Origin of the sequence: Streptosporangium subroseum, assembly GCF_900188345.1 — a bacterium.
Lineage (GTDB): Bacteria > Actinomycetota > Actinomycetes > Streptosporangiales > Streptosporangiaceae > Streptosporangium > Streptosporangium subroseum.
In genome coordinates this window covers 1-13,991 of the sequence record NZ_FZOD01000003.1, presented here as the reverse complement: position 1 = coordinate 13,991, position 13,991 = coordinate 1, and the positions used below count along the sequence as shown (strand labels likewise).

The window sequence follows — 13,991 nt, the reverse complement described above, 5'->3', positions numbered from 1 at the left end:
CGAACGTTGCAACACCTGAATGGATCAGGTGTTGCAACGATCCCTGGAACCCAAGGGCATGGCGCGGGTCCCTACCTGGTCCGAAGTTGGTCGAGGGTGTAGCCGGTGGCCTGCTTGAACAGATACTCGGCCCGTTCGTAGGAGAGTCTGCGGCGGCCGGTCTCGGGGCACAGGTCGCCGGGGGCGGGGGGCCGGCCGGGGCCGGGCCTGCGGTCGGACAGGAACAGGGGACCCCGGCCGCGGCCCGCAACGAGGTGGGGGATGAGCTCGGCGGTGCCGGCCCGCCACCGGACCCAGCGGGACCCGGAGGACTCCCTTCCCGTTCCCGCGGCCACCCTTCCGCGCATCCCGGCCAGGTCGAGGTCCTCGACGTTGAGCGCGAGCGCCGCGCCGACACCGGCCGCGCTCTCGTGGAGCAGCAGCCACAGGGTTCGTTCGCGCAGGGCGAGGTCCGGACGCTGCCACAGCGCCTCAATGTGCGGCCGATCGATGGGGCGGGTGCGTCCCCGAGGTTCGGGCCGACGACCGAGCCCGGCGGCCAGATCACGGGTCAGGTCGCGGGTCAGGTCACAGGCCGGGTCGCGGGTTGGGCCACAGGCCGGGTCTCGGGTTAGATCGCGGGTTGGGGCATGGGCCGGGGCACGGGTTGGATCATGGGCTGGGTCGCCTGCCGGATCACGGGCGGAGTCGCCGGTCAGCAGGCCCTGGGTGGAGGCCCAGACGGAGAAGGAGCGTACGGCGGCGCGGTGCCGGTTCCAGGTCGCGGAGGCGGCGCCGCCCCACGCCGCGGTGAAGACGTCGGCGACCTGCGCGGCGCTCACGTCCGGCAGCGGGGTGCCGTCGCCGAGAGCACGGCGCAGCCGGCTCATGGTCTGGCCGTAGGAGCGGACGGTCGCGGCGTCCAGATCGTCACGGGAGAGGAAGGCGCTCGCGGCCTCGGCCAGGGTGGGGGCCGTCCCCGGCGGAGCCGCCTCGGCGCAGGCCGCGGCGCGTTCCAGGAGGATCGTGCGTTCGGGCCCGTTGAGGGTGAGGGCGGCGGCGCGTTCGAACTCCCGCCGGGCCTCCTCGTGGCGACCGAGCCTGACCAGAAGGTCACCGCGCACGCTGGGCAGGCGGTGATAGTCCTTGAGCGACGGTTCGGTGACCAGGGTGTCGGCGAGCGCCAGTCCCGCCTCGGGTCCGTACGCCATGGCCAGCGCGACCGCGCGGTTGAGCTGCACGACGGGCGTGGGCAGCACCTTGGCGAGGGACTCGTAGAGGGCGGCGATCTGCGTCCAGTCGGTCTCCTGCGCCGTACGGGCCCGCGCGTGACACACGGCGATGGCGGCCTGCAGCACGTAGGGGCCGAGGGGTCCGCCGCACTGCCTGGCGCGCAGCAGGGCCGCGAAGCCTCGGTGAATGAGGAGCTGGTCCCAGCGTCCGCGGTTCTGCTCGTGCAGCGCGACGGGCTGCCCCGAGGGCGTCGTCCGGGCGGCCGACCGCGACGCCTGGATCTCCATCAGCGCGACCAGGCCGTGCACCTCGGCCTCGCCGGGCGCGAGTCCGGCCAGCAGGCGGCCCAGGCGCAGCGCCTCGTGGCAGAGGTCCTGGCGCATCCAGCCGTCGCCGGCGGTCGCCGCGTACCCCTCATTGAACACCAGGTAGATGACCTCGAGAACCGACGACAGACGCGCCGCCCGGTCCGGCCCCACCGGGATCTCGAAGGGGATCCGGAGAGCGGCGAGAGTGCGTTTGGCCCGGACGACGCGCTGCGCGACGGTCGGCTCGGAGACGAGGAACGCGCGCGCGATCTCCTCGGTGCGCAGGCCGCCGAGCAACCGCAACGTCAGAGCCACCCGGGACTCCGCGGGGAGAGCCGGGTGGCAGGAGACGAACATCAGGCGCAGGACGTCGTCGCCCACCTCGTCGTCGAGGGCCTCGTCGAGGTCGGCCTCGGAGGTGTCCTGCCGGGTGGCGATCTCGTGGGCGAGCTGTTCGTGCCTGCGGTCGAGCCGTTCGCCACGCCGCAGGTGGTCGATGGCGCGACGCTTGGCGACGGCCATGAGCCAGGCGCCCGGGTTGTCCGGCACGCCCGACTCCGGCCACTGCTGGAGGGCGGAGAGCAGCGCGTCCTGCGCGAGCTCCTCGGCCAGCCCCACGTCGCCCACCATCCGGACGAGCCCGGCGATGATCCTCGCCGACTCCATCTTCCAGACCGCGTCGACCGCGCGGTGGGCGTCCTGGGATGTCACGTGCTCGATCAGAGCATCCGTCCGGCCGGGTGTGCAAGCGCCCGATCGACTGTTCGGGCCGAAGACCTGTTGGATCAGGGCGCCCGGTTGGGTGCGCGAGCGCTCACTCGGCTCTTCGGGTCGAAGGCCTGTTGGATCAGGGCACTTGCCCGGCCGGACGTGCGAGCGCTCAGTCGGTGCTTCGGGCCGAAGGACCGTTGGATCAGGGCGCCCGGTTGGGTGCGCGAGCGTCCGATCAGTTCTCCGGGCCGAAGACCTGCTGGATGTCGCCCTCGCCGTCGCCGATGATCTTCCAGAAACGCCGGGACAGTTCGACGGCCTCCTCCTTCGAGCGCGCCTCGATGAGCGCGAAGCTGACGATCGCCTCCTTCGCCTCGGTGAACGGCCCGTCGGTGATGGTGAGCTTGCCGCCGGAGGCCGAGACATGGGTGCCGGCCGGGTCCAGGCCGCCGGTCGCCAGCAGCACGCCCGCCCGGGTCATCTCCTCGACGAAGGCATCCATCTCGGCCATGACCGCCTCGGTCGGGGGTGCCAGGTCGCCGCCTTTGGTGGTCATCAGGAATCGCATTTCAGTGTCTCCTCACGGTGGTCGGATGACCGATCCTCGCCGGTCTCCGGCTACGCGTCGAACGGACCCGGCGGACATCGACACGCGTCGCCTGACCAGGGCGGCAACCTGATGTGACAGGGAATGCGATGTGACAGGGAATGCGCATCGGGTCGCGTATCCGCAGCTCAGGGACGTGATGGCGTGGCGGTGTCGAGTCGGTCCCTCCTCGTTCGACGCGTCAGCGAGGCCGGACGAACCCGGCGGACCCCATCCGGCGGCGAGCCTTCGTCGCCCCAGAACCCGGCGACCCTCGTAGCCCCAGAACCCGGCGACCCTCGTCGCACCACAACCTGGCGACGGATCCCGTCGCCCCGGAAAGGAAACAACCATGACCACCCTTCAGCCCGGCATCGTCACCACCGTCGGCTCCGCCACGCCCGCGACGCGGGTCCTGCTCGCCGGCTCCGTCATCTCCGCGCCCCTCTTCGCGGTCGTGTCGCTGGCACAGGCCTTCACCCGTGAGGGCTTCGACCTGATCCGTCACCCCCTGAGCATGCTGAGCACCGGCGATCTCGGCTGGCTCCAGATGGCCAACTTCCTGATCAGCGGCGCTCTGACGGTCGCCGGGGCGATCGGTCTGCGCCGCGTCATGCGCGGCACACCCGGTGGCACGTGGGCGCCTCGGTTGATCCTGGTCAACGGCGTCGCGATGGCCGCCGCCGCGTTTTTTGTCATGGATCCGGGCGACGGCTTCCCCGTCGGCACTCCTGCGGGCCAGCCGACCGCGATGAGCTGGCACGGCCTCATGCACATGGTCGCCGGGTCCATCGCGTTCACCGCGCTCATCGTCGCCTGCTTCATCCTGGGCCGCCACTTCTCCCGCACCGGCCGCCCAGGCTTCGCCGTGGCCTCGCGGCTCAGCGGCCTGATCTTCGCCCTCGGCGACGGCTGGGCGATGTCGGGCGGGTACGCCGGGTCCCTGACCCTGTGCGTCGGCGCGATCACCGCCATGGCGTGGGTCGCCGTGGTGGCGGCGGACAAACGGGCCGCGTTCCGCTAGAGACACCCTTACGGGCCGGGTCCCTCGCGCGCGGGGGCCCCGGCCCGTTGAGGTGCGGTCCCCGGACGTCACGCCAAGATCGGCCATGACCGGAGCCATCCACTCCGGGCAGGGCCGCCGCCGGTGAAGATCAGACCGGCCGACGGCGTCGGCCGGTCTGATCTTCAGTCGAAGATCGGCCGGCGGGTGCGGCTGCGCTTCAGCTCGTAGAACCCGTCGGTGCCGGCGACCAGCAGCACGCCGTCCCAGAGCCTGCCGGCCGCCTCGCCGCGCGGGATCGGTGTCACCACCGGCCCGAAGAAGGCGACGAGCTCGCCGTCAGGTCCGGGGACGTGGATCGCCGGCGTGCCGAGATCCTCGCCGATCGGGGCCAGGCCCGCCTGGTTGCCGGCCAGGAGCGCCTCGTCATAGTCGGTGGTCTCGGCCGCGTCGGCCAGCTCCGGCGAAAGGCCGGCCTCGGCCAGCGCGGCGAGGTACAGATCACGGTCGATCGGCGTCTTCCGGTGGTGGATCCGGGTGCCCAGCGCGGTGTAGAGATCGCGGAGCACCTCGTTGCCGTACTTCTGCTCGGCCGCGATCGCGACCCGCGCCGGGCCCCAGCCGGTGTCCAGCCACTGCCGGTACCAGTCCTCCAGCCCTTCGCGGCCCTCGTTGAGCACCGACAGGCTCAGCACGTGGAAGCGCACCCGCATGTCGCGGACCTGCTCCACTTCGAGCAGCCAACGGGAGGTGATCCAGGCCCAGGGGCATTTGGGGTCAAACCACATGTGGGCGATCGTCATATCAGTCTCTCCTCACGAGAATCCGCTGTTCAAGGCCACACCAGAGGGCGCTCAGAACCATTGTCCGGCGGTGGATTGGCCGGCTGTAAGTTCCAATGAGGGTCGAAATGATTGGACCGATATGGCCGGGTCTCACGTTCGCTCCCGGCACCGCCGGGGGTGGTCCCGGTGAGCGGTACGGCATGCGGCGCGTCATGCTGGTCACCATGATGGTCGATTCCCCCCGAGAGCTACCCGTGGTTCCGACCGGCTCCGGTGTCACATGGCCGGTTGTGGCCGGTGCCGGAGCGTTCGCCCACGCCGGAGTGCCTGCCCGAGCCGAGACGTCTGCCCGTGCCGAAGTGCTTACGCACGCGGGCGGACCGCTCGTCGCGTCGTGCCCGGTGAGAGCGTGAGGGGGGCGCTGCTGGTCGCCGGGACCACCTCCGACGCGGGTAAGAGCGTCGTCACCGCCGGGATCTGCCGCTGGCTGGCCCGGCAGGGCGTGAAGGTCGCGCCGTACAAGGCGCAGAACATGTCACTCAACTCCTTCGTCACCGCCGACGGCGCCGAGATCGGCCGTGCCCAGGCGATGCAGGCCGCCGCGTGCGGCCTGGAGCCCAGCGCGGACATGAACCCGATCCTGCTCAAGCCGGGCAGCGACCGGCGCAGCCAGGTCGTGGTCATGGGCAAGCCGCTGACCGAGGTCGACGCCATGGAGTACTGGCAGGTCAAGGAACGGCTCCGCCAGGTCGCGGTGGACGCGCTGGAGCGGTTGCGAAGCTCGTACGACGTGGTGATCTGTGAGGGCGCGGGCAGCCCGGCGGAGATCAACCTGCGCAGGGGCGACATCGCCAACATGGGCCTGGCCCGCGCCGCGAACCTGCCGGTCATCGTGGTCGGCGACATCGACAGGGGCGGGGTCTTCGCCGCGCTGTACGGGACGGTGGCGCTGCTGGAGCCCGCGGACCAGGCCCTGATCGCCGGTTTTGTGGTCAACAAGTTCCGGGGGGCGCCAGAGCTCCTCGAACCCGGCCTCGACATGATCAGGGAGCTGACCGGCCGCGAGGTGTACGGCGTGCTGCCCTGGCTGGACGGCCTCTGGCTGGACGTCGAGGACTCCCTCGCCCTGGACAACCGGCCCGCGATCGGCACACGCACGCCGTACGGCAGGCAGGTCCTGCGGGTCGCGGTGGTCAGGCTGCCGCGCATCTCCAACTTCACCGACGTGGACGCGCTGGCCTCCGAGCCCGGCGTGACGGTCCGCTTCGTGACCTCTCCCGCCGAGCTTGAGGACGCGGACCTGGTGGTCCTGCCCGGCTCCCGGGCCACGGTCTCCGACCTGGCGTGGCTCCGTGCCACCGGTCTGGCCGACGCCCTGCCCGGCCGGGCCGTACTGGGCATCTGCGGGGGGTACCAGATGCTCGCCGGAACCATCCACGACGACGTCGAGTCGGGGGCGGGCCGGGTCGAGGGGCTCGGGCTGCTGCCCGCGACGGTGGAGTTCGCGGCGGAGAAGACGCTGGGCCGTCCGGTCGGCGCCGCTTACGGCTGCCGCGTCGAGGCCTACGAGATCCACCACGGCGTCGTGACGGCCGAGGGCGGCGAGCCCTTCCTGGACGGCTGCCGCGTCGGGTCGGTCTGGGGCACGACCTGGCACGGCGCCCTGGAGAACGACGACTTCCGCCGGGCGTTCCTCGCCGACGTGGCGGCCGTCTCCGGCCGCGACTTCACCCCCGCCCCCGACGTCTCCTTCGCCGCGATGCGCGAGGAGCGGCTGGACGCCCTGGGCGACCTGATCGAGCGGAACGTGGACACCGACGCCCTGCTCAGGCTCCTTGAGGGAGGCGCCCCGCAGGGGCTGCCGCTGTTGCCACCCGGCGGGGCACTGCGCGAAGCCCCGGATTTCTCGCACAATAGATTTCTCGCACAATAGAACGTAGGAGGTGAACGATGGGCCGGATCGTGTTGATCTTCTTCATCATGGCTGTGATCGCCGCGGTGGTCATCGGTGTCGCTCTGCTGGGCCGCGGTTCGAGGGCGGGCAAACCCACTCTCGAAGAACCCCGGGAGATCCTCAAACGCCGCTACGCGGCCGGCGAGATCGACGAGGACGAATACCTCCGCCGCATGTCGGGCCTCTCCCAGGACTGGTAGGCGCCGATTACTCCTGGCTCGCCGGGCCGGATCCTGTCTCATCCGCCCCGAGCATCACCCCGGCACGCCCGGCCCGTCCCCGCCCGACCAAGCCGGCTAGTCCTCGTCGAGATTGACGAAGGAGGCCCGCGGCACTCTCGTCCTCAGGTCCTGGCGGCCGGAGCGGGGCGGTTCTCGGCGATCCAGGCGTCGATCTCCTCCCACTGGTCGAAGAGCCAGCGGGTCTGGGCCTCGCGGTCGCGGGGGACGTCGGCGGCCTGCACACGCCACCACTTGGCCTTGATCTCGGCGCGCACCGGGAGCCTGCGCCAGACGTCTCCAAGGGTGATCAGGTCGTCGAGGCCGGTGTGGGCGACGAAGACCACGTCCGCGGCCGGGCAGGCGTCGATGGCGGCGATGGCGCCGCCCGGATGGGGAGGGAGGAGGTAGTGCATCTTGCGGGCCCGGGCGGCCTCCTCGGTCAGGCCCTTCTGCTGAAGCCGCAGGATGGCCCGCCAGCGGCGCTTGGGCGTGAAGTTGCCCCCCTCGGGAAAGATCACCAGGGCGTCGTCGGCGTCCATGTCGGAGGACAGGCGGCTGATCTCGGCGATGATGCCGCTCTCGGCGGTCTTGCGGGGGACGAAGGCGTTGGGAAGCCGGTTGATCACCACGTCCAGTGAGGGGTCGAACTGCAGCGCCGCCTTCATCACGATTCTCGGGCGCCGGCCGTACCGGGCGAGAAGGTGATAGATGAGCAGGAACGAGTCGCCGGGGCCCGCGTGGCGGGACAGGACGATGACGGGGCGGGTGAGGCGGCGGGAGATCTCGTCGGAGGTCGGGGTCGGCTCGTCGATCTCGACGCTCAGGTGGAAGATCCGTACGGCCACGGTGTACACCTTGGACAGGAACCACTGGATCAGGTCGTAGTGCCGTTCCTGGTATTCGTCCTTGTTGAGCCGTCCGCCCAGCCCGGCGGCCACCCAGAGTCCCAGGGAGGCGACCAGCGCCATCGACTCCAGGGTCAGCCACGCCAGCGCGAACCAGACCAGCCGGGTGCCGCGCCGCTGCGGGACCGGCAGGCGCAGCGAGGCCGCGGTCACCACCACCAGCCAGATGGGCAGGGTGATCACCGCCACCACGGTGAGCACGAGCACCAGGGGAGCGAGGACCAGTCGGCGGATGAAACGAGGAGGGAGCACAAGTGACTCCTGCCTGTACGGCACGGCTCGGGATGGACGGATATCAGGCGGACGACTGCTGGGTCAGGTAGTGGGACGAGGCCTGATAAGCGCGTTCTATATATCCAGATATATGCGATGAATCGCGATAGCGCAGCTGGGAGAGATCCACTCCGGGGCGGGAGATGCTTCCCGCGGGCATGACGTGGACCTCGATATCGGCGGGAAGCGTGGCCATCTCCTCGGTGAAGCGGTGGCGGCGGGCGATCTCGAAGGCGATCAGACCGACCTCCCACGGCTTCCGCGGCACGACCAGGGGACGTTCGATCCGGCCGACGTGCAGCACGTAGACGCGGCGCGCGCCGAGGGCGACGGCGCGGCCGACCGGGATGCTGTGGACCAGGCCGCCGTCGAGGAAGTGGTCGTCGCCGATGCGGACCGGGGGAAGCAGCCCGGGGACGGCGCAGGAGGCGAGGACCGCGTCGACCAGCGGACCCTTGGTGAACCAGTGTGCGGCGGCGCGCTCGACGGAGGCCGCCACGCACTGGAACGGCACGGAGAGATCCTCGATCCGGGCGACCGGGAGCATCTCGGCCAGCAGGCCGCGCAACGGGCCGGCGGAATGGAGATGGGTGCCGGTTTTGGCGAGGGTGGACAGGCGGGTCACCCACGAACCGGCGAAAGCCGTACGGACCACGTCGGACTTCCACAGTGAGGTCAGGCGTGCGACGGCGTCGCCCGGGGCGGCCGCGAGCATGACGCCGTTCAGCGCGCCCACGGACGTGCCGACGATCAGGTCGGGCTTGATGCCCGCCTCGTCCAGCGCCTGCAACATGCCCACCTCATGGGCGCCGAGGACGCCCCCGCCGCCCAGTACGAAGGCCGTGTCCACGCTCATGGGATCACCATAGACCGCATCGGGGACCCCGGCTTCAAAGTGGGAGGCCCGCTCCGCGGGAGGCCGATGGGTTCCGGGTTCTGGCAACGAAGGGGCGTTCAACTGTCGGGGTTCGGTCATGGTCCGGCAAAGGGGCAGCGGGCACGATCAGAGGTATGACAGCGGTAGTGGAGACCGAGGGACTTACCAAGTTCTACGGTAAGCGCCGGGGACTCGAGGATCTCAACCTCGTGATCCATCCGGGAGAGGTGTTCGGGTATCTCGGCCCGAACGGTTCGGGAAAGACGACCACGATCCGGCTGCTCCTGGACGTCATCCGGCCTACCAGTGGCCGGGTGACCGTGCTCGGGACAGACCCTCGTGACGCGAGCGTGCGGAGCCGGATCGGTTATCTGCCCGGAGAGCTGTTCCTGGAGGGCAGGGAGAGGGCGAGGGACTACCTCGCCTTCCTGGGCGCGGTGCGCGGCGGCGTGCCCAGGACCCGGATCGAGGGGCTGGCCGAGCGACTGGAAGCCGACCTGTCGGCTCCGATGGGCAAGCTTTCCAAGGGCAACAGGCAGAAGGTCGGGCTGATCCAGGCGTTCATGCACGAGCCGGAGCTCCTGATCCTGGACGAGCCGACCGGTGGCCTGGACCCGCTGGTGCAGCAGGAGTTCCTGACGATGGTCCGTGAGGTCCGCGCCTCGGGCCGGACCGTGCTGATGTCCTCCCACGTGCTGGCCGAGGTCGAGCACGTCTCCGACCGGGTCGGCATCGTCCGCGCCGGCAGGCTGGTCGCGGTGGAGGATATCTCCGCGCTGCGGGAGAAGGCGGTGCGCCGGGTGGAGTTCCACTTCGACGCACCCGTGCCCCGTGAGGCGTTCGAGAACCTGGCCGGTGTGCGGGACCTGCGCGTGGAGGGGGCCGCGGTGAGCTGCACCATCGACGGCCGCCCGGACGCGCTGATCAAGGCCGCGGCGCGGTTCACCGTGGTGCACATGGTCAGCGCCGAGCCCGACCTCGAAGAGATCTTCCTGACCTACTACAGCGATGAGGAGGCGCGTCATGCCCGCGCTGGTGTCGAAGAGTCTGCGTGACTACCGCAGGGGGCTGATCGGCTGGACGCTCGGCATCGGCGTCTTCATGCTGGTCTACCTGTCGGTCTACTCCTCCATCGTGGCGGATCCGGACACCTACGGTCCGGCCGCGCTGGCCAAGTTTCCGGGGCCGTTGAAGGATCTGATGGGAGGACTGGACAACTTCACCAGCGGTGCCGGGTATCTCCAGGCCGTGGCCTACCAGATGTTCGGTCCGCTGTTGTTCACCATGTGCGCGGTCACCCTCGGCAGCCAGGTGATCGCCCAGCCGGAGGAGAGAGGGACGCTGGAGCTCACCCTCACGCTGCCGATCGACCGGAGAAGACTGCTTCTGGAGCGGTTCGCCGCGCTGGCCCTGAGCCTGCTCGGCATCGCGCTCATCACCTTCGTGCTCGTTGCCGGGATGGCCTCGGCTCTCGACATGGGCGTTCCCTTCGTCAACATCGTCGCCGCGCATACCGGGCTCTTTCTCCTGGTGCTGTTCTTCGGCACCGTGACCGTGACCGTGAGCGCGGCCACGGGGCGCAAGAGCCTGTCCATGGGGGTCGCCGGGGCTTGGGCGGTGGGAGGTTACGTGGTGGAGACCCTCGGCCGTGACGTGGCGGCCATCTCCTGGCTGCGCTGGCTCTCACCGTTCCACTACTACCTGGACGGCAGGCCCATCTATCAGGGGTTTCCCACCGGGGGCTACCTTGTTCTGGCAGGCGCGACGATCGTGCTGCTGCTGACCGCGATGCTCGCCTTCGATCGGCGTGACGTAGGAGTCTGATGGACGAGCTCCTCGGCGGTCACCTCCGGACGTTACGGGAGGCGGCCGCCACCGGCAGGCTGCCGGATCGGACCGAGCTTGACGACTGCCGCGCCGCCGGCGCACGAGCCGCCGAGCAGGGTCTGTCCGTGCGTGCCCTGGTCGAGGCCGCCCTGGTCATGGCCGAGTCCCTGCGTACGGCTCCGCTCCCGGCCCTCAGGCGTACGGTCTCCGCCCTGATGGAGGGCTACGAGAACGCCCAGAGGTCGGCTCTGCGCCACGAGGGGGAGGCGCGCAGGGAGTTCGTGAACGACCTGCTCCAGGGCAGGGCCGACAGACTCGCCGAACGGGCCGAGCACTTCGGCCTCCGGCTGGCCGAGACCTACGTGGTCGCGGTCGCCCGCCCGGCCGGTCCGATGACGACCGGTCCGATGACGACCGGCCCGGTGACGACCGGTCCGGTGACGACCGGCCCGGTGACGACCGGTCCGGTGACGACCGGTCCGGCGCACGACCGGCAGGCGGAGGGCGACGGTGCGCTGGCCCGGCGGATCGAGGAGGCGATGGTCGCCCGGTTCGGCTCGCACAACGTGCTCATCGCCGTCCGCGACGGGATGCTCGTCTGCGTCGCACCGGGCAGTCTCGCCGTCGCGACCGGGGAGTTCACCCACCACGTGAGGCAGATGTTCTCGCCCGGCTGGCGGGTCGGGCTCGGCCGGCCGCATCGAGGCCCCGGCGGGGTGGTCACCTCCTACAGGGAGGGCGCCAACGCCATCGAGTTCGGTGACCGGCTGGGTCTGCGGGCACCCGTACTCAAGGCCGCCGACCTGCTGGTGTTTCCGGTGCTCCTGCGCGACCGGGCGGCCATCGAGGATCTGGTGACGACCGTGCTCCGCTCGCTGCTGGAGGCGAGGGGCGGACCCGGGCCACTGCTTGACACGCTGGAGGCCGTCTTCGCCTCCCAGGGGAACCAGGCCGCCGCCGCGCGCAAGCTCGGTGTGAGCACCCGGGCGGTGACCTACCGGTTGGAGCGGATCCGCCGTCTCACCGGGTTCTCACCCGACGATCCCACCCAGCGGTTCACCCTGGAGACGGCGGTGCTGGGCGCCCGCCTGCTGGACTGGCCGGCTCACCCGCTGGCCTGACGGCCCGCGGTTGGCCGGGATGCGGTCAGGCGTCCCAGGTGACCGGGAGGCTCTTGACCCCGTAGATGTCGGCGGCCTCCGGGCGCAGGGCCACCTCTTCAGCGGGTACGGCCAGGCGCAGCGTGGGGAAGCGGTTGAGCAGCGCGGGGAAGGCGACGCGCAGCTCGACGCGGGCCAGCTGCTGGCCCAGGCACTGGTGGATACCGTGGCCGAAGGCCAGGTGCCCGCCGTCCTGGCGCTGGATGTCGAGGGTGTGGGGGTCGGTGAAGCGTTCGGGGTCGCGGTTGGCGGTGTGGTACGAGAGGAAGACCATCGAACCGGCCTTGATGGTCTGGCCGCCCAGCTCGACGTCCTCCAGCGCCGTCCTCATGAACTGCTTGGCGACGCTCAGATACCGCAGCAGTTCCTCGACGGCCTTGTCGGTGAGCGTGGGATCGGCGCGCAGCGCGGCCAGCTGCTCGGGGTTCTGCAGCAGCGCGAAGGTGCCCAGGGCCAGCATGTTCGCGGTGGTGTCGAACCCGGCCGACAGCAGGATCAGGCTCATCCCCTTCAGCTCCTCGTCGGTCAGGTCGCTGTCGAGCAGGTCGCTGAGCAGGTCGTCGGTGGGGTTGGCACGCTTGGCGGCCACCAGCTCGGCGAGGTACTGCTGGGTCGCGGTGTAGGCCGCGATCAGTTCCTCGTCGCCGACCTCGCCGCCGAGGAACTTGTCGATGTTCTCCTGGAAGGAGCCCCGGTCCGCGTACGGCACGCCCAGCAGCTCACAGATGATGATGGAGGGGATGGGCTTGGCGAACGCGGTCACCAGGTCCGCCGACGGACCGGCCTTCTCCATGGCGTCCAGGTGCTCGGCGGTGACCTGCTCGACGCGCTCGGTGAGCAGCCGCATCCGCCGTACGGTGAACTTGCCCACCAGCGGTTTGCGGTAGCGGCTGTGCTGCGGCTCGTCCATGAGCAGGAACTCCCCGGGCGGCGCCGGGGGCATCTCGAAGCCGCTGAGGTCCATCAGCGGGTGGTGGCGCATGAGCTCCTTGCGTGAGCTGAAGCGCGGGTCGGCCAGGACCGACCTGACCAGGTCGTAACCGGTGACCATCCAGCCCTCGTGTCCGTCGGGGAAGGGGAAGCGGCTGATCGGGCCATGCTCGCGGGCGTCGAGCAGTTCCTTGGGCGGGTCGAAGGGACAGCCGGACTGACGCGCGGTCGGCAGTGTGGTGAAGGTGTGTTCCATGGTCATTCCTCTCATCGGCCCTGCTGCGATTTGTTGCGGTGACTGGACGGACTCGATCAATGCGGCCTAGGAGATCTTGCGGCGGTAGGTGTTCATGGCGAAGGCGTAGGCGACGATGAGGATGCCGACACACCAGGCCAGGGCGATCCAGATGTCGGTGCTGACCGACTGCTGGGTGAACAGGTCGCGGATGGCGTTGACGATGGAGGTCACCGGCTGGTATTCGGCGAAGGCGCGCACCGGGCCGGGCATGGTGTCGGTGGGCACGAAGGCCGAGCTGAGAAACGGCAGGAAGATGAGCGGGTAGGAGAACGCGCTCGCGCCTTCCACGGACTTGGCCGTAAGACCGGGGATGACGGCGATCCACGTCAGCGCCAGGGTGAACAGGATCAGGATGCCGGCGACCGCGAGCCACGCCTGCACCGGCGCCGACGAGCGGAAGCCCATCAGCAGGGCGACGAGCACGACGACCACGAGCGAGATCAGATTGGCGATCAGCGAGGTCAGCACGTGCGCCCACAACACCGACGACCGCGCGGTCGGCATGGACTGGAAGCGCTCGAAGATGCCGCTCGTCATGTCGGTGAAGAGCCGGAACGCCGTGTAGGCGATGCCCGAGGCGACCGTGATCAGCAGGATGCCGGGCAGCATGTAGTTCACATACGAATCCGACCCTGTTTTGATCGCGCCGCCGAACACGTAGACGAACATCAGCATCATGGCGATCGGCATGATCGCGGTCGTGATGATGGTGTCCGGGCTGCGGCTGATGTGGCGCAGGGATCGTCCCAGCAGGACGGTGGTGTCGCCGAAGAAATGCTTGCTCATCGTTATTCCTGACTTGTCTGTGCTGAGATGAGGTGTTTGCCGGCGTCGCCGTCCGTGCCATCGGCGCCGACGAGGGTGAGGAAGACGTCTTCGAGGGTCGGCTGCTTTTCGATGTATTCGACCTTGGCGGGCGGGAGCAGCTGCTTGAGCTCGGC

Annotated in this window: 13 protein-coding genes; 6 read left to right on the top strand and 7 right to left on the bottom strand. The window is 69.9% G+C overall.

Translation table 11 applies throughout. The features are described 5' to 3' along the window. Positions 1–71: 71 nt before the first annotated feature. Positions 72–2,231 (bottom strand): RNA polymerase sigma factor, encoded by a 2,160-nt coding sequence (locus CHC08_RS03765; RefSeq protein WP_245878101.1) that lies wholly within the window; start codon positions 2,229–2,231, stop codon positions 72–74. 235 nt (positions 2,232–2,466) lie between these two features. Continuing rightward, complete coding sequence (locus tag CHC08_RS03760; RefSeq protein ID WP_089205747.1) at positions 2,467–2,799, bottom strand: YciI family protein; 333 nt, start codon at positions 2,797–2,799, stop codon at positions 2,467–2,469. A gap of 370 nt (positions 2,800–3,169) precedes the next feature. On the opposite strand from CHC08_RS03760, the gene CHC08_RS03755 reads away from it, so the two are divergent. Continuing rightward, positions 3,170–3,841 carry a DUF998 domain-containing protein gene (locus CHC08_RS03755; protein ID WP_089205746.1) on the top strand — a complete coding sequence of 224 codons (672 nt, stop codon included), beginning with the start codon at positions 3,170–3,172 and terminating at the stop codon, positions 3,839–3,841. 164 nt (positions 3,842–4,005) lie between these two features. On the opposite strand, the gene CHC08_RS03750 is transcribed toward CHC08_RS03755, so the two are convergent. Continuing rightward, entirely contained in the window at positions 4,006–4,623 is a 618-nt protein-coding gene (locus tag CHC08_RS03750) for a mycothiol-dependent nitroreductase Rv2466c family protein (protein ID WP_089205745.1), read from the bottom strand. Between the two features lie 391 nt (positions 4,624–5,014). Between CHC08_RS03750 and CHC08_RS03745 the strand changes: the two genes are divergently transcribed. After that, positions 5,015–6,538 carry a cobyric acid synthase gene (locus tag CHC08_RS03745; RefSeq protein WP_089205744.1) on the top strand — a complete coding sequence of 508 codons (1,524 nt, stop codon included), beginning with the start codon at positions 5,015–5,017 and terminating at the stop codon, positions 6,536–6,538. A 17-nt stretch (positions 6,539–6,555) separates the two neighbouring features. Further along, on the top strand, positions 6,556–6,759 hold the full coding sequence (locus tag CHC08_RS03740) for an SHOCT domain-containing protein (protein ID WP_089205743.1): 204 nt from the start codon (positions 6,556–6,558) through the stop codon (positions 6,757–6,759). 143 nt (positions 6,760–6,902) lie between these two features. On the opposite strand, the gene CHC08_RS03735 is transcribed toward CHC08_RS03740, so the two are convergent. Both CHC08_RS03735 and CHC08_RS03730 read right to left on the bottom strand, forming a co-directional pair. Continuing rightward, positions 6,903–7,937, bottom strand: coding sequence for a 1-acyl-sn-glycerol-3-phosphate acyltransferase (locus CHC08_RS03735; RefSeq protein ID WP_089205742.1), 1,035 nt, complete (start codon positions 7,935–7,937; stop codon positions 6,903–6,905). A gap of 43 nt (positions 7,938–7,980) precedes the next feature. Beyond that, positions 7,981–8,814: a patatin-like phospholipase family protein gene (locus CHC08_RS03730; RefSeq protein ID WP_089205741.1), complete on the bottom strand. Its 834-nt coding sequence runs from the start codon at positions 8,812–8,814 to the stop codon at positions 7,981–7,983. Between the two features lie 155 nt (positions 8,815–8,969). Between CHC08_RS03730 and CHC08_RS03725 the strand changes: the two genes are divergently transcribed. The 3 genes from CHC08_RS03725 to CHC08_RS03715 are packed head-to-tail and all read left to right on the top strand — an operon-like array spanning position 8,970 to position 11,783. Continuing rightward, complete coding sequence (locus tag CHC08_RS03725; RefSeq protein ID WP_089205740.1) at positions 8,970–9,890, top strand: ABC transporter ATP-binding protein; 921 nt, start codon at positions 8,970–8,972, stop codon at positions 9,888–9,890. Next, complete coding sequence (locus CHC08_RS03720; protein ID WP_089205739.1) at positions 9,859–10,659, top strand: ABC transporter permease subunit; 801 nt, start codon at positions 9,859–9,861, stop codon at positions 10,657–10,659. The genes CHC08_RS03725 and CHC08_RS03720 overlap by 32 nt, the downstream gene beginning before the upstream one ends. Then, the gene (locus tag CHC08_RS03715; protein WP_089205738.1) at positions 10,659–11,783 is read left to right on the top strand and encodes a PucR family transcriptional regulator; all 1,125 of its coding nucleotides are present in this window, start codon (positions 10,659–10,661) and stop codon (positions 11,781–11,783) included. Before CHC08_RS03720 ends, CHC08_RS03715 begins: the two co-directional genes overlap by 1 nt. A gap of 25 nt (positions 11,784–11,808) precedes the next feature. Here the strand turns inward: CHC08_RS03715 and CHC08_RS03710 are convergent, their stop codons facing one another. Together CHC08_RS03710 and CHC08_RS03705 are read right to left on the bottom strand one after the other, a co-directional pair. Then, positions 11,809–13,008, bottom strand: a complete 1,200-nt coding sequence (locus CHC08_RS03710) for a cytochrome P450 (protein WP_179281868.1) — start codon at positions 13,006–13,008, stop codon at positions 11,809–11,811. A 66-nt stretch (positions 13,009–13,074) separates the two neighbouring features. After that, the gene (locus tag CHC08_RS03705; RefSeq protein WP_089205736.1) at positions 13,075–13,836 is read right to left on the bottom strand and encodes an ABC transporter permease; all 762 of its coding nucleotides are present in this window, start codon (positions 13,834–13,836) and stop codon (positions 13,075–13,077) included. Between the last annotated feature and the right edge of the window lie 155 nt (positions 13,837–13,991).